Source organism: Pseudidiomarina terrestris, from assembly GCF_030466375.1.
Taxonomy (GTDB): Bacteria; Pseudomonadota; Gammaproteobacteria; order Enterobacterales; family Alteromonadaceae; genus Pseudidiomarina; species Pseudidiomarina terrestris.
Genome location: NZ_JAGGJE010000001.1, coordinates 1,168,543 through 1,193,830, shown reverse-complemented (window position 1 = coordinate 1,193,830; position 25,288 = coordinate 1,168,543). Strand labels below are relative to the sequence as shown.

20 protein-coding genes and 1 tRNA gene are annotated in these 25,288 nt (G+C 49.2%); 15 read left to right on the top strand and 6 right to left on the bottom strand.

Going from position 1 to position 25,288, the window contains the following annotated elements; genetic code table 11:
• Positions 1-62 precede the first annotated feature (62 nt).
• The 13 genes from J6J28_RS05775 to J6J28_RS05715 all read left to right on the top strand — a co-directional run bounded on the left by J6J28_RS05775 (position 63) and on the right by J6J28_RS05715 (position 14,621).
• Positions 63-1,889 carry an ABC transporter ATP-binding protein gene (locus J6J28_RS05775; protein WP_301720374.1) on the top strand — a complete coding sequence of 609 codons (1,827 nt, stop codon included), beginning with the start codon at positions 63-65 and terminating at the stop codon, positions 1,887-1,889.
• A gap of 118 nt (positions 1,890-2,007) precedes the next feature.
• The gene (locus J6J28_RS05770; RefSeq protein WP_301720373.1) at positions 2,008-2,532 is read left to right on the top strand and encodes an RNA polymerase sigma factor; all 525 of its coding nucleotides are present in this window, start codon (positions 2,008-2,010) and stop codon (positions 2,530-2,532) included.
• A complete protein-coding gene (locus tag J6J28_RS05765) occupies positions 2,516-2,956 on the top strand; it encodes a zf-HC2 domain-containing protein (protein WP_301720371.1) in 441 nt (146 codons plus the stop codon). The genes J6J28_RS05770 and J6J28_RS05765 overlap by 17 nt, the downstream gene beginning before the upstream one ends.
• Positions 2,953-3,288 (top strand): YbjQ family protein, encoded by a 336-nt coding sequence (locus tag J6J28_RS05760; RefSeq protein WP_418055166.1) that lies wholly within the window; start codon positions 2,953-2,955, stop codon positions 3,286-3,288. The genes J6J28_RS05765 and J6J28_RS05760 overlap by 4 nt, the downstream gene beginning before the upstream one ends.
• 150 nt (positions 3,289-3,438) lie before the next feature.
• Positions 3,439-3,675 (top strand): hypothetical protein, encoded by a 237-nt coding sequence (locus J6J28_RS05755; protein WP_301720370.1) that lies wholly within the window; start codon positions 3,439-3,441, stop codon positions 3,673-3,675.
• 79 nt (positions 3,676-3,754) lie between these two features.
• Complete coding sequence (locus tag J6J28_RS05750; RefSeq protein WP_301720369.1) at positions 3,755-5,077, top strand: DUF2868 domain-containing protein; 1,323 nt, start codon at positions 3,755-3,757, stop codon at positions 5,075-5,077.
• Complete coding sequence (locus J6J28_RS05745) at positions 5,064-6,434, top strand: GTPase/DUF3482 domain-containing protein (RefSeq protein WP_301720368.1); 1,371 nt, start codon at positions 5,064-5,066, stop codon at positions 6,432-6,434. The genes J6J28_RS05750 and J6J28_RS05745 overlap by 14 nt, the downstream gene beginning before the upstream one ends.
• 232 nt (positions 6,435-6,666) lie before the next feature.
• Positions 6,667-8,118: a tyrosine-type recombinase/integrase gene (locus J6J28_RS05740; protein ID WP_301720367.1), complete on the top strand. Its 1,452-nt coding sequence runs from the start codon at positions 6,667-6,669 to the stop codon at positions 8,116-8,118.
• Positions 8,115-8,906, top strand: coding sequence for a hypothetical protein (locus tag J6J28_RS05735; protein ID WP_301720366.1), 792 nt, complete (start codon positions 8,115-8,117; stop codon positions 8,904-8,906). Before J6J28_RS05740 ends, J6J28_RS05735 begins: the two co-directional genes overlap by 4 nt.
• Positions 8,907-9,016: 110 nt before the next feature.
• A complete protein-coding gene (locus J6J28_RS05730; RefSeq protein ID WP_301720365.1) occupies positions 9,017-9,217 on the top strand; it encodes a helix-turn-helix transcriptional regulator in 201 nt (66 codons plus the stop codon).
• A 3-nt stretch (positions 9,218-9,220) separates the two neighbouring features.
• Entirely contained in the window at positions 9,221-12,169 is a 2,949-nt protein-coding gene (locus tag J6J28_RS05725; RefSeq protein ID WP_301720364.1) for a DUF927 domain-containing protein, read from the top strand.
• Positions 12,170-12,780: 611 nt separating this feature from the next.
• A complete protein-coding gene (locus J6J28_RS05720) occupies positions 12,781-13,977 on the top strand; it encodes a DUF262 domain-containing protein (protein ID WP_301720363.1) in 1,197 nt (398 codons plus the stop codon).
• Complete coding sequence (locus J6J28_RS05715) at positions 13,974-14,621, top strand: HEPN domain-containing protein (protein ID WP_301720362.1); 648 nt, start codon at positions 13,974-13,976, stop codon at positions 14,619-14,621. The genes J6J28_RS05720 and J6J28_RS05715 overlap by 4 nt, the downstream gene beginning before the upstream one ends.
• Positions 14,622-14,700: 79 nt before the next feature.
• Here J6J28_RS05715 and J6J28_RS05710 read toward each other — a convergent pair whose 3' ends face one another.
• From J6J28_RS05710 to J6J28_RS05700, 3 genes are read right to left on the bottom strand one after another with little or no spacing between them, the layout of a single operon-like run.
• Complete coding sequence (locus tag J6J28_RS05710; RefSeq protein ID WP_301720361.1) at positions 14,701-17,856, bottom strand: type I restriction endonuclease subunit R; 3,156 nt, start codon at positions 17,854-17,856, stop codon at positions 14,701-14,703.
• A complete protein-coding gene (locus J6J28_RS05705) occupies positions 17,849-19,219 on the bottom strand; it encodes a restriction endonuclease subunit S (RefSeq protein WP_301720360.1) in 1,371 nt (456 codons plus the stop codon). The genes J6J28_RS05710 and J6J28_RS05705 overlap by 8 nt, the downstream gene beginning before the upstream one ends.
• Positions 19,216-21,198 (bottom strand): type I restriction-modification system subunit M, encoded by a 1,983-nt coding sequence (locus tag J6J28_RS05700; RefSeq protein ID WP_301720359.1) that lies wholly within the window; start codon positions 21,196-21,198, stop codon positions 19,216-19,218. Before J6J28_RS05700 ends, J6J28_RS05705 begins: the two co-directional genes overlap by 4 nt.
• 270 nt (positions 21,199-21,468) lie before the next feature.
• On the opposite strand from J6J28_RS05700, the gene J6J28_RS05695 reads away from it, so the two are divergent.
• A complete protein-coding gene (locus tag J6J28_RS05695; RefSeq protein ID WP_301720358.1) occupies positions 21,469-22,002 on the top strand; it encodes a hypothetical protein in 534 nt (177 codons plus the stop codon).
• Positions 22,003-22,103: 101 nt separating this feature from the next.
• Here J6J28_RS05695 and J6J28_RS05690 read toward each other — a convergent pair.
• From J6J28_RS05690 to J6J28_RS05680, 3 genes are all read right to left on the bottom strand, one after another.
• Positions 22,104-22,180 (bottom strand) — tRNA-Pro (locus J6J28_RS05690).
• Positions 22,181-22,254: 74 nt separating this feature from the next.
• Positions 22,255-23,859, bottom strand: coding sequence for a DUF3413 domain-containing protein (locus J6J28_RS05685; RefSeq protein WP_301720357.1), 1,605 nt, complete (start codon positions 23,857-23,859; stop codon positions 22,255-22,257).
• A gap of 35 nt (positions 23,860-23,894) precedes the next feature.
• Complete coding sequence (locus J6J28_RS05680) at positions 23,895-24,116, bottom strand: YejL family protein (protein WP_301720356.1); 222 nt, start codon at positions 24,114-24,116, stop codon at positions 23,895-23,897.
• 72 nt (positions 24,117-24,188) lie between these two features.
• Here J6J28_RS05680 and yejK point away from each other — a divergent pair, with 72 nt between their 5' ends.
• A complete protein-coding gene (gene yejK, locus J6J28_RS05675; protein ID WP_301720354.1) occupies positions 24,189-25,232 on the top strand; it encodes a nucleoid-associated protein YejK in 1,044 nt (347 codons plus the stop codon).
• Positions 25,233-25,288 lie beyond the last annotated feature (56 nt).

The following is a 25,288-nucleotide window of genomic DNA, read 5'->3' as shown; positions in this document are numbered from 1 at the left end:
GTGCGGTTAGGACATTCGACCAAGGTCGAGTTGCTGTTTAATTAGTACACTAAAGGATAGTTATGTTTCGTTGGTTTGAAAACCGTTTAAATCCATTCCCGCCGCCCACCCATGAGCAACCACCGAAAGGCTTGATCGCGTTTTGCCGGCACTATACTCAGGGGGCCTGGCTTTATATCTTCATTGCTGGCCTGTTGATGATGGCCATTGCCATCACCGAGGTCTGGTTATTCAGCTTTATTGGCAATATTGTTGACTGGCTGAGCGAGCAGTCGCGGGAAAGCTTTGTTGGTGATCAGTTGTGGTACCTGATCGGCATGGCCGCGGTGGTGTTAATTCTGCTGCCGGCATTAGTGGTGATGCATTCATTGGTTACGTTTCAATCACTGCTTGGTAATTACCCCATGCGGATCCGCTGGTTGGTGCACAACTATTTACTGCAACAGTCCATGGTCTTTTATCAGGACGAGTTTGCCGGGCGCATTGCCACCAAGGTAATGCAAACGGCGCTGGCGGTGCGTGAAAGTGTCATCAAGTTATTTGATGTACTCAATTACGTCAGCGTGTACTTCATTGGTACCGTGGTCATTGTTGCCACCGCAGACTGGCGGCTGGCATTACCGCTACTGGCATGGCTCGGCTGTTATGTGATACTGCTGCGCTATTTTGTCCCCAAACTCGGTAAGGTCGCTGCTGCGCAGGCCGATGCACGCTCGATCATGACGGGTCGTATCGTCGACAGTTACACTAATATTCAAACCGTGAAGTTGTTTTCCCATGCCCAGCGCGAAAGCGCCTTTGCCAAAGCCGGCATGGACGAATTTCTGGGCACCGTGCATCGACAAATGCGTCTGGTCACCAAACTCTATACCTGTCTGTACCTGCTCAATTCGCTGTTACTGTTCAGCGTTGCAGCATTAGCTATCTGGTTATGGCTTGGCGAGCTGATCACCGTTGGCGCCATTGCGGTTGCGCTGAGCCTGGTGTTGCGGCTATGGGGCATGAGCCAGTGGATCATGTGGGAAGTGTCGGCACTGTTTGAAAACATTGGTACCGTGCAAGATGGTATTAAGACGATCTCTGTGCCGCAAGTGATTCAGGATGTGGAGCAGGCTCCGCCACTTGAGGTTCGGCAAGGGCAGGTGAGCTTTACTGACGTGAACTTCCATTACTCCGACGATAAGCCCGTATTACGTGATTTTAATTTAAACATTCGCCCGGGAGAAAAGATTGGATTGGTCGGCCGCTCGGGTGCTGGTAAATCAACGCTGGTGAATCTGTTACTGCGTTTTTATGAATTGAATTCCGGCAAGATAAGCATCGATGGGCAGGATATTTCGCAAGTGACTCAGGACAGCCTGCGGGCGCAAATCGGTATGGTGACCCAGGACACCTCGCTGCTCCACCGCTCGGTGCGTGGCAACATCGCATACGGCCGGCCTGATGCCAGTGATGAAATGATTGAGCAAGCCGCAGCTCGCGCTGAAGCCACCACTTTCATCGCTGATCTGGAGGATGCTGCGGGACGCCATGGTTACGATGCACATGTGGGGGAACGCGGGGTCAAACTCTCTGGTGGGCAGCGGCAACGGATCGCCATTGCCAGGGTCATGCTAAAAGATGCGCCGATTTTAATTCTCGATGAAGCCACTTCAGCACTGGACTCAGAAGTCGAGGCCGCGATTCAGGAAAACCTGTACCGCTTGATGGAAGGCAAAACTGTCATCGCCATAGCGCACCGCCTGTCGACGATTGCCGCGATGGACCGATTGGTGGTGATGGATGAAGGGCGTATCGTAGAGCAGGGCACCCATGCTGAGCTGCTGGCGCATAACGGTCTTTATGCCAGCTTGTGGGCGCGTCAATCCGGTGGTTTTATTGCTGAATAGATAGGAAGACAGCCTGGAATTCGCCCCGACTAAGGCGCAGACCTGTTAAAAAAGAGAATAAAATCTGTACCCGCTGCGTCTTAACTTAAGAACTGATTCATTAAAAAGGAAAGCAACCGTGGCATTAGCGGCAGAGCACGTCTCCCGAATGCAGATGATTGAGCCTCATACCCGTGGCGCTCAACGTCTTGCCGAGCAACTGTTAGGTTGTCCGCAACGGGCGGCGGACGTGGTGCAGGATGCCACCGAAAAGGTCCTGACCACGACACACTTTCCCGCGCGGCAAAATGCTAAAGCCTGGTTTTTACAAGTGGTACGACACTTGTGCATTGATCAGTTACGACGGCAGCGAAAGCATGTCGATGATGACGTTTTAGGCTCACATAGAGCACCGACTGAACCGCTCGATTCAACTTTGCGGGAGACGGCCGGCGCTGTCTATGAGGCGCTGGCGGCACTGCCCTTCGAGCTGCGTGATTTGATCGTTTTGCGCGAGCTCAATGAATGCAGCTACAAGGAAATTGCGGTAATTGTTGGCATTGCCGAAGGCACTGTCATGTCACGGCTACATAAAGCCCGGCTGGCGTTACGCAGCGAGTTTAAACGGCGAACAGGGGAAGACTCAGATGACTACCGAAGCTAGCAAATGTGCGGTGTATGAACCGCTGATAAGCGGGGCGCTCGATGGGGAGCTGACCCAGCAGGAACAGCAACATTTACAACTTCATATAGCCAAGTGTGCAAAGTGCCAGCGGCTGTATACCGAGTTAGAAGGTATGCAACAGCAGTTGCGTGCGGGCATTGCTCCGACCCATCCGTTACACCAGCCACCAGTGAACAGGGCGGTGCGATTCTGGCCGCTGCTAGGCTGGCTGTTGCTGCTACTTGGCGTGCTGCCCTTGCTCGGTTACGCGGGGTACCAGCTGTTGACCGATCCACAACTGCCAGTTTGGGTCAGGCTGGCAATGGGCTCCATGATTCTGGGCGCCGTTGTACTCTTCATTTATGTGGCGCGTCAGCGCGTGATGGCAGCGAGAACCGATAACTATAAAAAGGTGAAATTATGAAAACTATCCCCGTGGTAACCACTGAAACAATCCCCGGGCAAACAATTGCCTCCACGTGCGGTATCGTTCGTGGTAATACCATTCGTGCCCGGCATATTGGCCGCGATATTCTCGCATCCTTCCGTAATATTGTCGGTGGCGAAATCAATGATTACACTAAGCTTATGGCAGAAAGCCGCGAACAAGCTCTGGATCGGATGGTGGATGAGGCGCGGGCGTTAGGAGCCGATGCTATTGTGAGTTGTCGTTTTACCACTTCGATGCTGGCGCAGGGCGCGGCAGAGTTGCTGGTGTATGGCACGGCAGTAAGGCTTGCTGAGAAAAGCGAATGAATGGCGCAACGTCGTTGATAAGCAGGTTTGGAACGCTTCCTTTACCGAAAATTAACGGATAAATTTGTATTTTTTTTATACACTGCTATTAGAGTAATGGGGCTTGCACACCTTATATAGCCCCATTTCGTTAGTGGAGTTTAAAACAGAATGCGCAAGTTATTGATAGTAGCTATTTTTGCCGCTGCCTTTTACCAGTATTACGTTGGCGGGTTCGGCGCGCACCTGATGCCAGACGTCGATTTAGGCCAGGTTGCAGGCGAACTGAAGCGCAAAGCTACGGAAAAAGATCCGACCCAACTTAAACTGGAGTGTCCGCATGGACATTACGTTGCGGTGGACCAACAACTACAAACAGCAAGCTGCCAGGAACGCACGCGATTGTAACAGGCCGTAAAAGCCTCTTTACCTGCTTAGTTTGCTCCAGTATCTTAAACCTTCCTCCATCGGACAGGGAAGGCTCTCCTTGGTTTTTTCGCGATTTGAACAATTCTGGTTAGCCGAGTATCAACGTCAGCACGATCAGGCCGATTTGCCGAAACAGCTGCAAGCGCTGGATCTGCGCGAGTTAGATGCCTCACAAAGCACCCGTCAGCAGCTGCTTACGCGTGCTCTGCGCATCGCTGAGCGGCGCGGCACTGCAACCCAGCTGAATGCCTGGCAACGTAACCGACGGTTACTCACGGTGGTTATGGGCTTTACCGCGCTGATACTTGGCATGCTGGCCACCCAGGCTGTTTTGACCCAAGCGCAGCCGTTGTCACTGTTGTTCGCTCTGATTCTTCTGTTGTTACCCAATCTAGTTATGCTGTTGCTCTGGCTCCTGCTTCATTTCAATAGCCACAAGCCTCACGGTATTACCGCTGTTGGCTTACAGGTGATGAATTGGCTGGGGGCTAAGACGTCGCGCCAGTCCGGCTTTAGTGAGCGCCCGATAACACTGAGTGAAGCCTGGCTGCGTCATGTGCAGCAACAACGCCTGTTAGCCCCACTAATGGCGTTGGCCTCTCACGGCTTCTGGTTACTCATCAGTCTCAGTAGTTGGCTTACCTTACTGCTATATCTCAGTTTTAATGACTATCAGTTCCACTGGGCAACGACAATTTTGCAGCAGCCACAGTTGGTGGCGATCGCTGAGCTGCTCAACTCAGTCCCCGGTCTGCTGTTCGATACGCAGGTGCCGTTACCGACGGAATCCGGCGGTGATAACGAGTTTGCCAATTTAGCGGGGCGCTGGCTGGCCAGCTGCGTCTTGGTCTACGCTATCCTGCCACGGGCGCTATTGGTGTTGCTCAGTCTCGCCTGGTTTGCGGTGAAAGTACGCCGCATGCGTCTGGACGAGCGCGCCCCGGGACATGTCGCGGTGGTACAGGCGCTGCGTCAACAGCAACATCAGCCGCAGGTGGTTGACCCTGATCAGGGCCAGCAGCACGAAGACCTGCAGTTTAATTACGCGGAGCAAGGTCAGGGGCAGCTCGTTGCAAGTCTCGATTACGAAGCCAATCCAAAGTGGGGCGAAGGCTCCGCAGCTGCTAATTTTGGTGTCATCGATAGTCATGCGCGTAAGCGCGCATTGCTGGATGAGTTGCAGCAGCAGCCGCGACAAGAGGTGGCAATGAGGATTGCGGCAAATCTGACTCCTGATCGCAGCAGTTTACGATTTTTAGCGCAACTTGCCCCGTTCACCCGCACCCTTCGGGTACAGCTAGTGACCACCGAGGGCGACACCTACCTGAGCCAGTGGCAAAGCTTGCTTGATCGTTACGGAGTTCATCATGTCACACTCTGATCCCATGTTAAAAATAGCGGTGGTCGGTCATACCAACGCCGGCAAAACCTCGTTATTGCGGACCTTATTACAAAGCCGTGAGTTCGGCGAAGTGGACCAACGCCCAAGTACCACCCGTAACGTGCTTGAACAAGGGGTGAGTTTAAACACAGCGCAAATCATGAGTTTTTACGACACACCCGGATTAGAATCCGGCTCGGATCTCTATGCCGAACTTGACCAGCTCGGCGAGCAATATCGGCATGATGGACCCGCGCAAATTCGCGCGTTCCTGGCGCAGCCAGAGGCGGAGACGATCTTTGCTCAGGAAGCGAAAGTCATGCGGCAACTGCTGCAATCCGATGCTGCCTTCTACGTCATTGATTGTCGTGACCCGGTGTTGCCTAAATATCAGGATGAGCTGCATGTGTTGGCCCGCTGCGGTAAGCCCTTATTGCCGGTCCTGAATTTTACCGCCGCGCATGGGAATCGGGAGCGTGACTGGCAGCAGGCGTTAGCGAAGTTGAATTTACATGCAGTGGTGGCGTTTGACACCGTTACTCCGCCTGAAGGTGGCGAGCGGCAGTTACTACAAAGTCTGGCGGTGGTTTTACCCAGTGCACAACCGAAGTTAGAAAAGTTAATTGCCCATCGTTACCGCGAGCGGGAGCAGCGCCGTCAGCGCGCCTTACAGGCGATAGCTGAAATGTTGACCGATGTTGCCGGCATGCGCCACAGAGTTCCCCTTGATGCTAACGAAGATGTGCTTGAGCGAGAGGTTGCTGCGTTACAGAACAGAGTCCGACGGCGTGAGCATGAAGCGGTCCAGGATTTACTGGCGCGCTTTGCTTTTTTGCCGAACGATGCGGTGTTCGAGTTAGTCGATATTGGTTCGGGCCAATGGCATGATGACTTGTTTGCCAGTGACACACTTAAAGTCTGGAGTAAAGATACCGGCTTTGGTGTCGGTGCAGGTGCTGCTGCAGGAGCTGGTATCGATTTGATGGTTGGGGGCATGAGTCTCGGTCTGGCGGCTGCCTTAGGGGCTGCGGCCGGGGGGCTGTATCAAAGTTGGCGACATTTCGGCGAAAAGCTTAAACAACGGATCCAGGGGGAGCGTGAGTTAGGTGTTGACCCTGCTACTTTGGCAACCATTGCCGGGCGCCAGTTGTATTTGCTGGAGCAGCTCAGTCAGCGTGGCCATGCTGCGACAGATGCGGTGGCGATTGCGAAAGAACACCGGTTATCCCGCGACGGGTTCCGCAACATTGAAAAAATCCTGGCGCCGGTCATGCAGGATCAGCCGGATTTGGACAAGCAAAAGATTATTCAGGAGTTAGCTAAGTATTTACGGGAATTAACAGATAACAAGAGGTGAGAAATTGGTCGGCGTGAGAGGATTTGAACCTCCGACCCCTGACACCCCATGACGCGATTTGGGGCCTTTCAAAATCCTTATAAAATGGAAATGTTTAGCGCAAAGCTAAATAAAATAAAGGTTTTTTATTTTTTAAAGACTCTCTTTGAATCTTGTCGAATTCTGTAAAGTTCGGCTATACTGGCCCCAGATTGGCCCCAAATTTTTGGGGCCGCTGATTTGGAGCAAGATCATGCGGCCGGTAAAAGAAAAGCTCACCTCCATTACTATTAGCTCAATTAGCAAGTTCCTGAATCAAGATGGACTCGATGTTCAACTTGGTTGTTCACGGATCAATGGCTTCTTTCTTCGGAAGGGCAAGTCGGGTGCCAGCTGGTACTTCCGATATACAGATGCCAATGGCAAACGCCGGAAGCTAAAGCTCGGTCGACTCCTAACAGGCGACGGGCAGGGCGGACATATCCAGTCTATGGCGAGCATCGCACTAGAGTACTCCCACATGCTCGCGAGAGGTGCAGACCCGGCGCTTCATCGCTTTAAGTTGAAATCAGAAACGAGAGCCGCTGAAGAGGAGCGACTGAAAGGGCGTGTCAAAAAGGTCGGTCATTTCTTTGAGCACATCTACAAGCCGCATAAGATGCGTTCGCGGTACGGCTATGGAACATGCCAAATTATCGAGGCTAATTTCTCACACCTTTTCCACCGCAATATGAATGAGCTCAGTGCCGAAGATATTCGAGAATGGGAGGGGATGCGTCGCAAGGAAAAAGCTGAGCTCGGTAAAACCATCAGTCGAGAGACTCTCGTTAGGGACTTGGGTGCATTCAAGGCCATGCTGAACTACGCAGCAGGTCGTAAAAAAGATGACCCTATTGATTATCCGGTGATTGAGACTAATCCCCTCGATAATGTCTATGTCCGCAAGCTGTCGGCAGAAGAGCGAGACAAACGTTATCTCGCAACCAACAACAACCGGCGCATGCTGACCCCCGAAGAGCTCTCGAGCCTCATCAAAGGGCTTGATGGCTACGCTGAGGAGCTAAGAGCCAAACGACGTCGGAGTATCAAGCACGGTAAGCCACACCTTCGCGATCTTGACCAGGTTGCATACCCTCATTGGTTTATTCCGTTTGCCTGGGTCGCACTCTACACCGGTATGCGACCCGGGGATATTTATGGATTGCGTTGGGAGGCGACGAGTGCGAACGCTGTGAATTTTAACTTCAACATCGTAACGGCGGTTCCCGAGAAGACACGGGATAAAGGGGACCAACCGGTCTCGGTGAAGCATCCGATGTCTGAGGGATTACGCGCCGTATTGAAAGCGTGGCACGAGCAACAAGGGCAGACTGAGCAAGGTTACGTATTTCCGAATGGCTCAGGTGGCCGATTAGCTAAAAAGTCGCATGACAAGCATTGGCGGCACGTTAAACGTATCGGCGAACTAACCTCCGGTTTGGCGTTCTACAGTCTTCGTCACCACTTCATTTCATCTTTGGTCATGAATCGAGTTCCGCTTCTGCACATCGCAAAACTCGTTGGGCATAAGTCGACGCACATGATCGAGCAAAATTATGGGCACCTGTTGCCCGACACCGCAGAAGCGGTGATTCAAAGTTACAGCCAATCGATTTGTAAGGTCAGCAACAACGTTCCAGGTGCGAAGGAGGTAAAACATCGATGAACGACCATCCGATAAAAGAGCATAGCGAGGTTGAGGTACACCACAAGCAACTTAGTTGCAGCGCCTCCGGTGAAGATCACCTTGTGGCACGCGACTTAGATTTTTATCCGCATAACGGAAAGAAAAAAGGAGAGGCTTCTTTTCAACGGCGAGCTCTGGCGGTGTGGGACTCGAGACAGATCCGTCGCCCATCCGAGTTCGATGAACTTCTGGCTGCTGTTGAAAATGCTGAAACGGAACACGAACTCACATTAGCTAGGCACAAATTAATGCTCGCGAAAATGGAAGAAGACGAGTTGACCGCTGCGCGGATGAATTCCAGCCTCGACTTCAACTATCGAAGATTGGCGGATGAAGAGTTCGCATTTAGAGCCAATCGCGCTGCGCTAGAAGATGCACAAGAGCGTAATCGCGATTTAAGTATTCGGAAGCGGAAGACAAATACAACCCGGGCTGGAGCGTTTTATGCTTCAGCACGCTTGGTTTTCGAATACATTCGCACGAATAAAAAACGATCACCTAATGGGTTTTACGAATGGTGCCGCAGCTTAGCAAATTGTGAAACTTTGACTTTACGAGGCTGTGAGGTCATTACACCCAAATCGACAAAGAAGCGACGATTAGATGAGGTCGAGCTCGAGGTTACGCTCGAGGACACGAACGGCGAACTTCTCGACGATGGAATCATGGTCGAGGGTTTGGGTAAATTTTCATCTGGTTCAAAGCAATACAGTAAGAGAACATTAGTTCGCACATATGAACGGTATCTAAAGTCTAAAATTTTTTAATCCCGACACCGACACTTTGGTCTTAGTGTCGGTACCTCCCTCCGATAGTCCTCAAAGCCCAGCGAATACAACCAGTATCGCGGGCTTTCATTTAAAATTGAGGATTACTTATGAATGCTAATCAATTGAAAGAATCAGTTACCATCCGTCGAGTAAATGTCCCTCGCTATATCGGAGTTTCTCCGACAACGCTGTGGGATCTTGAGCAAACTGACTCTAGCTTCCCGCGTCGAATCAAGCTCGGCAAACGGGGCGTTGCTTACCTTGTGTCAGACCTGAACGCTTGGCTCGAAGCAAAGAAGGAGGGTTAACACATGGCAACCACAAAGTTATTCGCCCCAGAAAATACTTTAGACTTATCGCCCGAACAACAGGCGCGTTTATTTGTTGACCTAATAAACCCTACTGGACCCCGTTGCTTTAGGATGCTGTCACCAAAGTCGGCCCTTGAGAAGCGACCAGCGTTAAATCGAATTTTTGCTCCGAAGAAGTGGCAAGTGGGTAGTCATGGCGAGTCTCTATATGACATTTTGAAGTCGCTCAATGAGCGTGGGTTAGCGGTTTACATGACAGTGAACCCTGTTGAACGTGAATACGCTAAAGAAAACCGATTCAGTGGCGTGGCAAACCAACACATTGTCGGAGTTAGCGCTCTCTTTTTGGACTTCGATCAACCTCATGCTATTTCGCTAGAGGCAATTGACGCAATGAGTTTACCGCCATCCATTGTCGTTGAAACGAGCCCCGGTAAATACCACTGCTATTGGCTTCTAGAATCTAGAGGCGTTATCTCGCTCGCGGAATTCACCCCGTTTCAGATCGCGTTGCAGAACAAGTTCACTGAGCTGCAGCCGGACGTTTCAATCAAAGACCTAGCGCGCATCATGCGGGTCCCCGGATTCATCCACAGTCCCGAAATTGGTAAAAATGAAAATAGGTTCATTAGTCGGCTAGTTCGATTGAATGAGACGCGATACTCACGCCAGGAGATTCTTGATTTTATTGGGGATGTGTTATGCAAACCTGAGCAGGAAGCTGAGTTTGAAAGTCGTTCAAAGCCTGAAGACAATTTTGACCAAACCTTCAACTATCAGGGGGAGATTGGTCGCCGGTTATTGGAACGACTGGAATCAGCAGCCAAGTTCCTCATTAGCGAAACTGACTATTGCAGTGATAACGCTACCTTTGAGGAGCTTGCGGCGGTGTTCTCCAACTTCCAACGCACCTCAAACGAGGAGGCTTCTGAGGAGCTCTTCGAAGAGTTATGCCTAAGCGCCCCGGGTAGCACGGGAAATGAGCTCGAACGTATGAAGTCGTTTGCCGTTGAGTATACAGGTGCCAAAGTCACCGAAGGCTCGCTCTTTAAACGAGCATCTGACGCGGGCTGGTTGAACCCCGCAAAGGTATACTCTCCTGGGTTCCAAATCGAAGAAGATGGGGTCTATCGCGACGTCAAACAACATGACGACGGCGGCACTGTGCGTATCAAGATATGCAATCACTGCTACATAAAAGCTTGGACCGAGTCTCGTCAGAGTGGCAAAGGCGGGTTTGTATTGAGCTTTCGAACTCTCAGCGGCAAATTGGTTACGCGAGTTTACGATCGTAGCCTACTCCACGAACCGCGCGATCTCGTGAAGAGATTAGAGAGCGATGGATTATCGGTCACGCCTGGTGAACAGAATGCCTTCGCAAAGTATTTGGGAGGCTTCAAAACTAACAAAATAGCGCATACAACATCCCAAGTAGGTTGGTTTGACGCTTGCTTCGTGCTGCCTGACGAAACGCTCAAACCGCAGGAGTGTGAGGACGAGGTCATCTTCTCGAGTAACGAAGAGGCGGTTCCATTGTGCATCTCAGGTAGTTTAGACGACTGGCGAGAAAAGGTTGGCCGCGTGTGTATCGGTAATCCGGTTCTAGCCTTCAGCGCATCCGTGGCATTCGCTGCTCCGTTACTCGAAATTGTCGGCCAAGATGGCGGTGGATTTCACCTATTTGGAGCGTCGAGCAAAGGCAAATCGACAGCCTTGCAAGTCGCTGCGTCCATATACGGAAAACCAAGCACTGGCGGCACATCACTCCACCCGACGTACCTTCAAACCTGGCGGCAAACCGACAACAGTATCGAAGTGTCATTGGCGCGATACAACAACCTGTTGCTTCCGCTTGATGACATGCGGCAGATAAGGAATGCTCAGGCGCTCATCGATACAATTATGATGCTCGGTAACAATCAGGGCAAAGGGCGAGCAAATAAAAATGGCGATGCGCAGTCTAAACGAAGCTTTCGAACGATGGTTCTTTCGACCGGAGAGAAGCCAACTCAAGCGTTTATTGAAGCTGAAAATAAGCCATTCGACGCCGGGACCGAGGTTCGACTGCCTAACATTGACATCGTCTTTAAAACAGGCGTGATTCACGATGCGAACATGTTTGATGATAATCACAAAGCGATGATTGAGCACCTCAAAGCGAATACATGCCGTCTATACGGAGCTGCGGGCCTACAATGGTTGAGATGGCTGGTTGCGCATAGAGGTGCCTTAGAAAACAAGATTGAGAGCCTTATCAAGCGCTTCGTGGTCGAAATAACCAAAAAGGTAGGCCCGTTAGGTTCACAGCAGTGCCGGGTAATCGACCGTTTTGCGCTCGTGGCTGCAGCGGGGACGCTAGCTTCAGAGTGCGGAATCACAGGGTGGATAAAGGAAGAGGCATTTAATGCTGCGGTATTCATGGCTCAACGCTACTTTGAGCAACGTGGTACCGTTGAAGACACGGAGTCCCAACGTATCATGCGTCGCCTTTATGCAAGACTTATCAGTCAACCTAAGAGATTCCCATATCCCTTCGCTTCATCGCTGATGCCTGCTCACTATTTTAGTCAGGAGAATGTGTCAGGGCAGTTGGGTTATCGGCTTCCGAAAGACGAGACGGTATTTCTAAACCACCTCAACAGTCGCATGGGCGAGGACTTCGAAGACGGTGCCGTCGATGCTTCGGCTGAATGTGAGCTCGGTGTCTATTATCTGATTCCAGACCCTGAAACGCTTTGCTCAGTTCTCGACACCGAGTATTCGGCAGCGCAAATACTGGCTGCGCTTAGGGATAACGGTTGTTTGGTCACACAAACAGAGACGCGCAATGGAAAGAGTCGACGAGTGAACAAGAAGAAGTTTGCATCGACCGCGACGAAAAACTTTGGAGCTAAGCAGCGAAGCTTCTACGTCATCGATTTGGATATTATCGATATCACGGAAGAGTAATTCCGTAGAACCGTCGCCTATTCCGACTGTGCACAACCGTGGTCGGAATAGGCGACTCCATGCGCGGCAGGGGTTGCAGAGTCTTTTTACATAAACTTACGTTTTTCCGTAGTATTATTAAGTGCTATTTTTTTGCTTATTAATAATTTGATAGATTCCTCAAAAAGTTATATAGCGTGCCTATTAAATACGGAAAAACGGAATTCCTGCTTTTCAAATCGACAGTATGTTGGGTACATACAGCTCCTCTGCTTTTAATAAACCTCTACTAAATAGAAAAAAAAGAAAATGTAACTACCTCGCAAAATAATACAGCTCTTGCTAATGCCCATGCAGACACACGCAAAACGAACGCTAATACCATGACGTTGAATTGCAGCTTGCGCCATTGGTAAGGCCTTACCTAATTCGAAAATCCTCGTCACTAGAAATAATATTACCCAACAAAATGATGCGCAGACTTTCCGAGATAGGTCAGAAAATACACTTGTAATTGATTGTAAATAATAGTAAAAGCATAAATAGCGCTTGTCATGATGGTATTAGCTTGAGACACTTGCTGACATTTCAGCTGTTAAAACCATTAAATTTTTAAGAATCCGGAGAACCTTGTGGACAACAGTAACCCAGAGTTTAAAGAGGACGAAGATCAGCTTGAGCTTGAGGGCGATATAGGTTGTTTAGACCAGCGCTCATTCTCTTCTGCAGTTGTTAGCGCTAATGACTGGACCACAGAGACGCTTCTGAATCAAATCGACAAGGGCAATATTTTACTTAATCCGGATTTTCAACGCAGAGACGCATGGGATAAAAAACGAAAGAGCAAATTTATAGAGTCGCTAATCTTGGGACTGCCTATACCGCAAGTAGTCTTGGCAGAGTCCAAAGAACGCCGCGGCTCGTACATTGTATTGGACGGTAAACAACGTTTATTGAGTATTCGCCAGTTTGCAGCTGAACGCTCCGATCCAAACTATGAGCAATTAAAATTAACGGGACTTGAGATAAGAAGTGACCTATGTCGAAAAAGTCTAGTTGACTTGAAAGCTGACTTAGATCTCTTTGATGATCTTTCAGCATTCGAGAATCAACCTATTAGGACAGTTGTAATAAAAAATTGGCCAAACGAAGAGTTTTTGTACCATGTATTTCTTAGGCTGAATACCGGAAGTGTACCTTTATCCCCTCAGGAACTCAGACAAGCTCTTCATCCAGGACCGTTTGTAACTTTCTTGGATAAAGCGTCTGCTCAAAGTTCTGCATTACAGGAAATTCTAAAATTAAAGCGCCCTGATTTTAGGATGCGAGACACAGAACTGTTATTGCGCTATTTTGCTTTTAGTAATTTTTTGAAACAATACGGCGGCACACTAAAACGCTTTCTCGATGAAACTTGCGAGAAACTCAATGATAGCTGGGAAAATAATGAGACAGAAATTATTGCTCAACTCAAATCGTTCGAGCTCGCACATAAGTGCGTAGAATCGATATTTGAAGGAAACCAATACAGAAAATGGAATGGTGAATCATATGAATCGCGATTTAATCGGGCAATATTTGACGTGATGGTTTTGTCGTTTAGTAAGGCCGAAGTTAGAAATAAAGCAAAAGACAAAGAAAAAGAAATCGAAGATGCATTTAAACAGCTTTGTGTGAGCAACTCTGAATTCCTAGCTTCGATAGAATCGACTACCAAGAGTCTTACATCAACCCACGCACGTATTTCTCATTGGTTCAGAATCTTAAACGATACGATAGATTCTAACCTTAATGTCCCGGTACTAGAAGACAGACGAATCCAGTGGTGAGCAAGAAACGTTTGTCAGGTCGTTTTATAGAGCTAAGGAAGAGACTTAGAGAGTTACGCCGGCATCTTTTGCCAGCGAAATTTTCAACGACCGGAGATTACACCGATCGGCAGTTGGATAGAGTACGCGGGTATAGGTTATTGGTACATGCTGAAATAGAAGCGTATATAGAAGATGTAGCCAAAGAAACAGTCATTAATGCGATCCAACGTTGGAAAAACAATGGAAAACCATCGGTCGTGATTGTTTCTTTTCTAGCGTCATACCACTCAAGTTGGGCTGTTAATGATGAGCTAAAGCAACATGAAATAATCCAGCTAGCTAATAACAGACACAGTGGTCCAAAGGCTGTTGCAGCGATTATAGATCTGGCTCAAACTCAATTTGTAAATAAGTTGAAGGATAATCACGGAATAAAGGAGAAAAATATTAAAACGCTGATAATTCCGACAGGCATAGATGTAGATAGTCTTGATACAACTTGGTTAACCAACCTCGATGACTATGGCACGAAGAGAGGCGACGTCGCCCATAAGGCAAAGAGAGCTCAAAAATCGATAAACCCAAAGGATGAATACGAGACGGTAAAATCTTTACTTTCTGGGTTAGAGGATTTAGACATACAAATTATGAAGCTTCCTTAGAAGCTTAAAAGATTTATTTTTAGCAAAGTAGCGAACTGCTAAACCAGTTAAGTCAGCTTTCTAAGTAACTAATTGATTTTTAGCTTGGCGTGTCAAGTAACCTGAGGATGAGGCGCGCGAACTCACGGCCAACTTGCGGATTTTCGAGCACCTCGGTTGATAGCTTTTCATAGTCGGTCATCACGTCAAGGACGCTCTCTGTGATTCGCTGAGGATAGAGGCCATGCATCACTTCTTCAGGAGTATATTTATTGATTTGCGCCATAACGTCCTCGTCTCTGCTAATACGTTTTGCAATGCCTTCAGCAAATTGCAACTTATCAGAATCGCCAACTTCCGACCCAAATAAATCATTGAGCGTATCTATGATTTCTTGCAGCTTTTTCTTCTCAGGATCGTGGGGCTTGCCGCTACCGACACCAGTGATTGGAGGTAGGTAAGGCGTTTCTCCTTCCCCGAGCTTAAGCTGTTTCTCAGCTTGCTTGGTTGTGCGGTAATGCGTCAGTTGAACACCGGACAAATCGATATCATCGTCGTCGTCGAGACGCTCTACACGCAGTAATGGCAGCAGGTGCTTCGCGTACACGCACAGCGACTCAAGTTCATGGTCGTTGTACGGCGTGATCTGCGATAAAAACTCGTACATACGCACATAACTGTTCAGGTTCTTTTTGAACAGGTCGAGCTGGTCAACCATTTCGCCAGCGGCTTTAACAGACTCTTCGGTTTTATTGATGCTGATCTTATCACCGGTCGCCCGAGCTTGGTTGAGCATCGCCTTCGCTTGCTTCAACGTATCAACGGCGTGGTTATACCTCGCCATGAAACGTTCTTTGGCTGGCTTACAGTAATACCCGAGCTTGGAAGCTGGCGCTTTTGGGTCGTAAAAAGCTTCGGCAAACTTCGATACTTCCGACCATTCGTAAATGTGCTCTTCATCGAGCTTGCTCATGATGTCGAACAGAATGTGCGGGTCGGTAACAGAATCAAGCTCTGCAGTGGTGTAGTAGGGCTTGAATGACTCCAGGACGTCCTCTTCGTTGTTAAAAAAGTCGAGGATAAACGTCTGGTGCTTACCTGGGAAGGTTCGATTTAAGCGCGAAAGTGTCTGAACGCACTCGACACCCTGCAATTTTTTATCGACGTACATCGCACACAGTTTGGGCTGGTCAAAGCCGGTCTGGTACTTATTGGCAACGATCATCACGTTAAAGTCATCCGAGTCGAGTGCTTTGTCGTGTTTGCGACCGTTCAACCCCGGGTTTAATTTTTTGTCGTACTCGGTCACGCTATCGGGTATATAATCATCCGCCGGTACCTCACCGGAGAAAGCCACCAGCGCATGCACGTCCTGATAGCCTTTATCAGCAATGTAACTGGTCATGGCTAACTGATAACGCACTGCCTCCTGACGGCTGGCAGTGACTACCATGGCTTTTGCCTGACCGTTCAGCAAATGACGGACGTTTTCGCGAAAGTGCTCAACGATAATTTCAACGCGCTGATTTATGTTGTAAGGGTGCAGTCGTACCCACTTAGCCAGCTTGATGCGCGCCTTTTTACTGTCGACTTCTTTGTCTTCACCTTCGGGGTGAGCAATCTTCCAGGCCGTGGCGTAAGTGGTGTAGTTCTTCAGTACGTCGAGTATAAAGCCCTCTTCAATTGCCTGACGCATGGAGTACACATGAAACGCTTTGGGCTTGTTGTCGTCGCTAATGGGCGAATGCGGATCATCCGGGCGACCGAACAGCTCGAGCGTTTTACCTTTTGGTGTCGCGGTAAACGCGTAGTAACTGATGCGCTCGTTCGGCATCCGCGCCTGAACAGCGGCTTCCAACAGCTCTTCAGCGCTGATGTCAGCGCCCTCGGGACGGTCAGAACCCAACAACGCTTTCAGTTTACTCGCTGATGCACCGGTTTGAGATGAATGCGCTTCATCGGCAATGATCGCGTAGTTTCCGGCTTGCAGAGCTGGGTACTTATCAATGGCGTCGTACAACGCTGGGAAGGTTTGGATGGTTACCACGATAATTCGTACTTGGTCTTGTAATGCTTCAGCCAATTGCTCGGACTTACTTTTTGTGCCGACATCGCGGGTAATTGCACGCACGACGCCATCGGCGTGCTCAAATTGCCGTATCGTGTCCTGTAGCTGCGAATCGAGCACGGTGCGGTCGGTGACCACCACAATGGAATTAAACAACTTTGAGCCGTCGTCGGCATACATTGAGGATAATTGATGCGCTGTCCAAGCAATTGAATTGGATTTACCCGAGCCGGCACTGTGCTGAATCAGGTATTTACTGCCGGGCCCTTCACGGCGCGTCGTGTCGATAAGCTGATTCACCACGTCCCACTGATGGTAGCGGGGGAATATCAGCGTTTCTTTTTTCTCGATTCGACCCTCGAAATTTTCTTTTTCTTCAACTTCAAGGTGCATAAAGCGCCCGATGACTTTTAGCCAGGCGTCTTTATTCAACAAGCGCTCCCAAAGATAACTGGTGGCATAGCTGTCCTCAGAGGCTGCCTGCGGGTTCCCGGCGCCGCCTTCGTGGGTGCCCATATTAAACGGCAGGAAGAAGGTGTCCTTACCCGCTAATCTGGTGGTCATGGCCACTTCGTCCTGGCTGACCGCAAAATGGACCAAAGCACCGCGTTTGAACGTTAACAACGGCTCTGGCTTGCGGGTCACAGGGTCTTTAACTGGACGGTCGAATCTATACTGGCGTTTGGCGTGTTCAACGGTCTGCTTAAACTCGCTTTTAAGCTCCATGGTCGCGGTTGGAATGCCGTTGACAAAAAATACTAGGTCGATGCGTGGGTTATAGTCGCCTTCATGCGCATGGGGGGAGTAGGAGACTTCCTCAACCACCCGCAACCGATTGGCCTGATAGCGGCGCTCGGTATCGGGGTTCATGCTATGGTCGGGACGAAAGGCGCAGACTTTGATGGTGCCGCCAATGGCTTTAAAGCCATGTCGCAGCACATGAAGTGCGCCGTCGCGGGTCATGCCCTTTACGGCGGCGTGAACTAATAGCTTTTCTGGCTCACCTGGGTTGGACTTGCAAAAGCGCTCCCAACGGTCAGGGTAAGCGTCTTTTACAAAACCGATGAGGTCTTCGGTATACACCGCATTGGTTTTATCGTAATTAGCGGCAGAGCCAATTAACCAACCGTCTTTTTTCAGGCTGTTCAGTATGTCCGTCTGAAACTGACGCTCTTTGCTGTCAGCCATAATGCCTCTCCGTTTGCATTGACGCGTTTGAATCCACTGTATCGGAACCTGCAGGCGGTTGCCAGTCACGCACATCAATTTTGCCGGTAACGGCTGCTGATATTAGTGCGGAGCGGCGTTCTTTGAGTGTTTCGCTTAACGTTTTTGATTCAGTTTCGAGTGAGCTTAATTTAAGTATTGCCTTATTAACCGTTGTAATCAGCTTTTCTTGTTCTTCTAGTGGAGGAACAACTATTGGAATTTTTGCTACGTAGGAAGCGTTCAAATTCATTTGACTAGTCTCGTTCCCCACATCTCGGATAAAGGAGTACGCAAACTTCAAATATAACTCAAGAAACTCAACCTCAAGTTTGTGGTTAACCGTTATGGCAGCACATGCCTGGTTGAAAGTAGCATGAACGCCAAGTATTGCTACACGCCCTCTAGTTACGCCCTGTCCATACATTGCCATGAGTAGGGTTCCTGGCGGTGCTAAGCGGACCGAAGATTCTTTAGTAGCCAATAGGGTAATAGATTCTTCGGAATTAAATATCGTTTGATAGTTTACTTCGCCAGTTTTTATCCATGGGATATCTCCGCCCCAATACTCAGGATTGCTTCTGTCAGGAGTGGAGCCGGTTTCAATACGTGAGTAATATCCTAAGGAACCATACAGCCAATGCTTAGGCACTTCCCCAAGCCACTCAACACCAGAGTCTTTCATCGGTGCGCCTGGGTTAAGCCCTTTGGTAACCGCATGACTGATAACCGCCTGACGCTTTTCTTTGAGCAACTCAATCAACCGCTTTTGCTCGTCAATCAACGCATCAATTTTTGCCGTTTCGTAGTCGAGGAACTGGGCTATTTTTTGTTGTTCTTCTCTGGGTGGCACAACAATAGGAAATGCCATTAAGTCGTCTCTTCCCATTTGAAGAGAGTTGGGTCTTATTCCTGTAAGAAGACGTGTGTAGCCTTTTACATAAATGTCTGAGCGCATCAGGTGGTGGATAAAGCGAGTATCAAAATCTTGTCTGATAGCATAAGAACGATAAGCTGGACTGACGTAACCAACGTAGGTGGATACGCCTAATCCAGCGTAGTTTAACCACATGGTATTCACTACTAGTTGTTTGGGTTTAACAATTCGGTAATTGATGAGCTCGTTGGGTTTACGCTTTAGAGATTCATCTTCATACTCTTTAACTTCGATGCCGCGATACCCTGATACAGAGAGCATTTCACCTTTTATCTCACTCGGTGATTCAATCTTCTCTTGGCTTTCCGAAAAAACGTATCTGAATTTCTCGACATCCCATTGTTCAGGAATGTCGGCAAGCCATTTGTAACCAGATGACTTAGTAGATCGAAGACTAGTTAGGCTCATGCTGACAACTCCTCAATCATCTGCTTGATTCTATCCGTGCATTGTTTGAGGTCTGCGTCAATTTCTTCGAGGGAGCGAGGGGGGGCGAATACGTAAAAGTGGCGGTTGAACGGGATTTCAAAACCAACAATACCGACTTCGCCGTCTTGTTCGTCGCGCTTGCTTTCGTCTATCCAGGCGTCAGGCACGTGTGGTTTGACTTCGCGTTCAAAGTATTCGTAGATATCTTCTGTCAGCGGCACGTTCTCGTAGTCGCGTAAACCGGCATCGGCTTCTGCATTACCTTTTTTGTCGGTACAGACATCAGCGTCGCTGTCGCGCTCGCTCAAAGCATTGAGCACGGCTTTTAGTTGTGCGGCGGTTAGTTTTATGTCGCTTGCTTTGAGTTGGGTGTTCAGTGCTTTGGTAAAGTCAGCGCGATTCGTGAAAAGGGTGTCAGCGTCAACTTGCTGAATGGGCTGTTTCAGTTGGTTAAAGTCTTCGGCTTTAAGCTTTTGCAAAGCCTTTTCGTCATCTAACCGGGCGATACGCTCTTCACTGGCCTGGAAGTTAAGTCGCAACGGGCGTTCAATAGTGATGCGACGGTAGCCGAATGCTTCGTTAGGGAATACCTTGCTGTTTTGGGCTTCTTCCATAGCACCGTATAAACGCACCAGCTCGTTGATGTTCTCTTCGGTCAGGTATTTGCGTTTACTACCGAGTGACTTGCGCATTTTGGCGAAGGCTTCACTGCCGTCAATCAGTTGCAGTTTGCCTTTACGTTCCGGCTTTTTGGCGTTGGATAAGATCCAAATATAGGTGCTGATACCGGTGTTAAAGAACATGTCGGTCGGAAGGGCAACGATGGCTTCGACCAAGTCGTTTTGCAATAGGTAACGGCGGATCTCAGATTCACCACTGCCGGCCGAGCCGGTAAACAATGGGCTACCGTTTAAGACAATACCGATGCGAGAGCCTCCTTCACGTGGATCGCGCATTTTGCTGACTAAATGCAGTAAAAACAGCAATGAACCGTCGGATACCCGTGGTAAGCCAGGCCCGAAGCGACCATCGAAACCTTTTACTTTGTGCTCGTCGTTTACAACGCGCTGCGAGGCTTTCCAGTCGACCCCAAACGGCGGGTTTGCCAGCATGTATTTGAATTTTTCATGTGCAAGTTGATCGTTTGATAAGGTGTTACCGAGTTTGATGTTTTCGACCTGCTGGCCTTTGATCATCATGTCAGCCATACAGATGGCGTAGGACTCGGGGTTAAGCTCCTGTCCAAACAGCCTGACGGTAACTTTGTCGCTGATGGACTGAATGTACTCTTCGGATTCAGACAGGAAGCCGCCGGTGCCGGCTGTTGGATCGTAAATGGTAATGATGCTGTTGGGCGATAGGACTTCTTCCTGACCGGTCATCAATAACGAGGTAGCGGCATGCACACAATCACGCGGGGTAAAGTGCTCACCGGCAGTTTCGTTGGAGCTTTCGGCAAACTTGCGGATAAGCTCTTCAAAGATAAGCCCCATGCCGTAGTTTGAAATGTTATCGGTCGATAAATCTATTTTGGAGCCAAACTGCTGAGTAACTTGGTAAAGCAGGTCGGCTTCGGCCAGTTTCAGCACAAACTCTTCAAAGTTAAAGTGCTCGAATATTTCACGAGCTGACTTACTGAACGACTGAACATACGAGATCAAATCTTCAGCGGTTTGAGTATCGGATAAGGTAGCCAGAGATAACGGCGATGCATTGAAGAACTGATGCCCCGATTCTTTTAACAGCAGTAGTTCACGCGTTGCATCAGGTTTATTCTGATGCTGTTTCGCGGCTTCCAACACCTTTTGTTTGTTAGGCGCTAAAACGCACTCTAAACGGCGTATGAGGGTAAAGGGCAATATGACCCGTCCATACTGAGATTGCTTAAAATGACCACGCAGAAGGTCTGCCACTGACCAGATAAAGGAAGCGGTTTGAGAGTAGTTTTCAGTATTCATTGCTGAGCCCTGTTAATATTTTGTTTTCCCTAATATGGTTCATTATGCCACGCTTAATATTAATGTCATTAGCTGTGAGACTAAACTTACGGCGCGACGGTTAATGTCCTACAAAAAGTGAAATTTGATAAAAATATCTGCGTTAGGGATATACTCCATGCCGATAGATACTTTTACGCCATACCCCGGGGTATTTGACCCCCTGGGGGCCGTGAGGCTAATTTCGTCTGTTAGAGAATAAAAATTGCCAGAGTGATGGAGCGAAAAGAAATGTCTGATGGGTTAACCGGTTTTTTTAAAGAGTTATTTGGGTTCGTCACGAGACGCGATAAAGCGCGTATTGATAGATTAGAAAAGCATGGTGAGGAAAAGCGTGAAAGCGATATTAAATTGTACTGGGAGCTCGAAGCTAAGCTGAAGGAGGGGAGCTCTGGAGTTGTTTTGCTGAAAGAACACAACTTTACTAACGATTTTTACGATCAGTCGGTGATGCAGTTAGATGACGCCCAGATGTTCTTAAAATCGACGAGATCCAGCTTTCACGACCCAAAGCTCGAAAGCTTAAAAAGTGAGTTACTAAACGAACTCAATGAGTTTCTGCACACGCTCAACGACAACTGCAGAGGAGCCTACCAAAAAATTGGACTTATGAGCTGCGTAACAGCTAGCGAACAGGTCAATGAATTCGGTGACTTGAGTGAATCCTCACAAGAGACCGTATTATGTCTGAATGATAAAGCCCGTAGGTGCCACAACACCTATGTAAAGCTCCTAGAGGTTGGGAAAAGTCGCCTGGCTCTTTAGGTCATAAATGTTAGCAGGTGGCTATGCTGGCCCCAAATTGGCCCCAGATTTAGAAGTTGAAGAATTCGAAGAAAGGAGGTTAGGCTGAAAGCCTTTAAAATTGGTCGGCGTGAGAGGATTTGAACCTCCGACCCCTGACACCCCATGACAGTGCGCTACCAAGCTGCGCTACACGCCGACCGAGGGCGTTATATTACTGGTTTTTAGCAATTACTCAAGTACTGCGACGGAGAAGCTTGACCGACTGCCTATTTATTCATCAGATTTAGCACTGAAGCGTTGCAGATGTCTCAGGCCATCTACCAGTACGGGTGTTGCCGGCGATACATTCGGACGGGTCTCAAAGGTTTCATTGTCGAATGAACGCATGCTGCCATTACCGTTGATGATTGAGGTCACCTCACGATCATAAATCACCAAATCACGGCCGAAACTGGTCATGACCGGGAACTCCCGGGCACCTGTAGTTGAAATATCTCTGCCCGTTGCGTAAGCCCGTACACCTTCTGAGCAATTGATATAGCCATTGACCAGAGTCGGCATCAGATCAGTCAGAATCACCACGTCCTGCGGTTGCAGAGTTAACGATGGTGAGTGATAAAGCGGTACCTGCAGGCGAGACATGGCATAGGGTTCAGCATCATGGTTGACGGCTTGGTTCGGCGTTAATCCGGTAATGACAACGTGGTGCCCATCGGCTAGGGCAAGTTGCACACGCTCAAGCAGGGCAGTATCGACAGCGGTACTTAAGACCACATCAATACGAGTGCGATAGCCACTGGCTTCGCTGGGGTTGAGGAAATCGGGCAGAGCAAACGCAGCAGCATCTCCCTGAATTTCAAACTTCACCTGATAATCGGTTAATTGTTGCCAGTACGCCGGCTGCTTTTGGGCTGCATATACAGGTGGCGCGTAGATGTCTGCAAGGCCATAGATAAGCTCGAATAAGCCCGCCTGGGTACTCGTTTGACCCAGCACGGTACTGCCGTACTCCTGTAACTGCGGCAACTCCTGCTCGAGCAGTTGCTGCTGCGCCAGAGTCAGATGATTGAAGACCACCACCAGAGTGTTCCGCTGTTCAGGTTGCCGTGCGCACATCAGCTCGCGGGTAGGGTAGTTCAGTTGAATCGCATTGGTTTCACGAAGCAGGCGATCCGTTGCCTGAATCCGTTCTTCAACCAACCAGCCCTGTTTACTCATTAAAGTACGGGCGGTGGTAGGGTAAGAGACCGGAAACAGGTCATCCTGCGCAGTAATAGGCGTGTAAAACACAGCATCGGCCCAGATGTGCAGGCTATGACTGGTAAAAAAGCAAAGTACAAAAACGGCGCTGAACGACGCACCCCAATGTCGTGCGCGCAGCCGGTCCAGACGTTTCCAGGCAATATTGGCCAGGGCCAACTCAAACACCAGTAACACGACAAATACCAGCAGCATGCTCAGTAGCAGTACAAAGCTGGCGCCGGCAAACGCTGCTTCAGCATCGACGGCCAGTTGTGACAGTGAGTAGGTGTTCAGATGGTAACCGTACTGGCGGAAGAACAGCGCATCGGCAACCAGAGCAATCAGGCCAAAGGATGCGACGAGCGTTGCGATGCCACGGAGTACTTTGGAATAGGGAATAATTAGACAGAACGGGAAGACCAGCAAGATAAAGACAATGAATGGCAAGAAGGCAAAATGTCCGAGCCAGCTCAGCACCATATAGATGCCACCTAAAAAGGTCGATGGCGTCGCGGCGGCTTCGATATACAGGGTACCTATTGCAAGGGCGAGTAAAATATTGAAGAAGGTGAACCAATGTCCCCAACTGATCAATCGAGCTATTTTATCGCGACGCTGTCTGCGCTGTCTCATAGTTGCCCTGCGTGTTTGCCCAAGAATTCGCTAGCTTATGCTGTTTTTCCTAAGGATTGTAGCAGCACTTTACCAAATTGTTCAGCGACTTGCTGTGCTTGCTGCGGCGAATAGTGTTCGGCAATGATATGAGTGACGGCGTTGCCGAGCGTCATCAGCGCCAGATCGACCGGTGTTTCTTCCGCTTGCAAAGTTTCAAGAACGTCATTAAGAAGTTTCTCTTGTTGTTCGACGGCATATTTTGAAACGATTGGCATCGAAAATTTTCCTCTCATGTTAGAATGCCGGCAATCTTATCACAGGGATTGCAGAAGGACAGTAGTAGAGCCATGCAAGCAGATGTTCAACACAGTATTATTCACCAGTTTTACACCAATGACGGCCAGATTGGCTTACGGGTCGCGCCATCGACATTGGCGATCAATGACGAGGTCAGCCTGCTTCTGGACGAACTCACCGAGGTTTATCAGGCCAAACCCAGTAAGGGCTACGCACGATTTCTGAACGCTGATGATGAGCAGGAAACCACTCTTAAGAGCGATTTCCCAGAGTTGTTAGCGCAATGGCGCAAGCACGAATTAGAATTTGTTGAATTCTCTCAGCAGGCGGCAAAACTCCTGCATCAGCAGCTGCAGCATTACGGCATTCTTGAGCCTGGATTTTTGTTGATTGCGACCTATGCAGAACGCGGGCAGGACTTTCTGGTCGTGGCGTTTCTGCCCAGCCAGGACGGTGTCACCATCGCTCCTGATCTAAGTGTGGATCGCTCATCGCAGCTCGCAATAAGCAAGGTGCAGCTGGCCGCTTCGATTAATTTACGGGAATGGCAGGAAGAACCGGACTCGACGACTTATATCTCGTTTATCAAAGGTCGTGCAGGGCGTAAAGTTTCTGATTTCTTCCTGGACTTTTTAGGCTGTGCTGAGGGCTTGAACCCAAAGAAACAATCGCAGCAACTCATTGAAGCCGTATCGCGTTACGCCCAGGAAGAACAACTGCAGGCGGATGAAGCAAGACAACTGCGCAAATCCGTGTACGAGATCTGTGACAACCAGTGGCAGCAAGGCGAGCCGATAAAAGTAAAAGATCTGTCAGAGCAGTTGCATGAAGCCATGCCGCGCGAACGTAGTTTCGCTGACTTCAACCAAAGCCAGCAGGAACGCGCGTTGGTGGATGAATTTCCTACTGATCGCACCACTTTACGCAAGTTAGTGAAATTTCAGGGACAGGGCGGCGGCTTGAGTGTGGCCTTTGATCAGGAGCTTTTAAGCGAACGTGTCGAATACGATCCGCATACGGACAAGCTCACCATTCATGGTACGCCCCCGAACCTGCGTGATCAGCTGCGGCGCTACTTTGGTATCGACAGTTAAGCAAAGCCTGACAGCAAAGGTATCGAGCCAGACATAAAAAACGCCAGCGATTGCTG

Excerpts from the sequence above, each read along its gene's own strand:
- J6J28_RS05740 (WP_301720367.1), top strand. The coding sequence starts at position 6,667 with ATGCGGCCGGTAAAAGAAAAGCTCACCTCCATTACTATTAGCTCAATT.
- J6J28_RS05695 (WP_301720358.1), top strand. The coding sequence starts at position 21,469 with ATGTCTGATGGGTTAACCGGTTTTTTTAAAGAGTTATTTGGGTTCGTC.
- J6J28_RS05730 (WP_301720365.1), top strand. The coding sequence starts at position 9,017 with ATGAATGCTAATCAATTGAAAGAATCAGTTACCATCCGTCGAGTAAAT.
- J6J28_RS05765 (WP_301720371.1), top strand. The coding sequence starts at position 2,516 with ATGACTACCGAAGCTAGCAAATGTGCGGTGTATGAACCGCTGATAAGC.
- J6J28_RS05680 (WP_301720356.1), bottom strand. The coding sequence starts at position 24,116 with ATGCCAATCGTTTCAAAATATGCCGTCGAACAACAAGAGAAACTTCTT.
- J6J28_RS05725 (WP_301720364.1), top strand. The coding sequence starts at position 9,221 with ATGGCAACCACAAAGTTATTCGCCCCAGAAAATACTTTAGACTTATCG.
- J6J28_RS05760 (WP_418055166.1), top strand. The coding sequence starts at position 2,953 with ATGAAAACTATCCCCGTGGTAACCACTGAAACAATCCCCGGGCAAACA.
- yejK (WP_301720354.1), top strand. The coding sequence starts at position 24,189 with ATGCAAGCAGATGTTCAACACAGTATTATTCACCAGTTTTACACCAAT.
- J6J28_RS05735 (WP_301720366.1), top strand. The coding sequence starts at position 8,115 with ATGAACGACCATCCGATAAAAGAGCATAGCGAGGTTGAGGTACACCAC.
- J6J28_RS05775 (WP_301720374.1), top strand. The coding sequence starts at position 63 with ATGTTTCGTTGGTTTGAAAACCGTTTAAATCCATTCCCGCCGCCCACC.
- J6J28_RS05710 (WP_301720361.1), bottom strand. The coding sequence starts at position 17,856 with ATGGCTGACAGCAAAGAGCGTCAGTTTCAGACGGACATACTGAACAGC.
- J6J28_RS05685 (WP_301720357.1), bottom strand. The coding sequence starts at position 23,859 with ATGAGACAGCGCAGACAGCGTCGCGATAAAATAGCTCGATTGATCAGT.
- J6J28_RS05700 (WP_301720359.1), bottom strand. The coding sequence starts at position 21,198 with ATGAATACTGAAAACTACTCTCAAACCGCTTCCTTTATCTGGTCAGTG.
- J6J28_RS05755 (WP_301720370.1), top strand. The coding sequence starts at position 3,439 with ATGCGCAAGTTATTGATAGTAGCTATTTTTGCCGCTGCCTTTTACCAG.
- J6J28_RS05745 (WP_301720368.1), top strand. The coding sequence starts at position 5,064 with ATGTCACACTCTGATCCCATGTTAAAAATAGCGGTGGTCGGTCATACC.
- J6J28_RS05705 (WP_301720360.1), bottom strand. The coding sequence starts at position 19,219 with ATGAGCCTAACTAGTCTTCGATCTACTAAGTCATCTGGTTACAAATGG.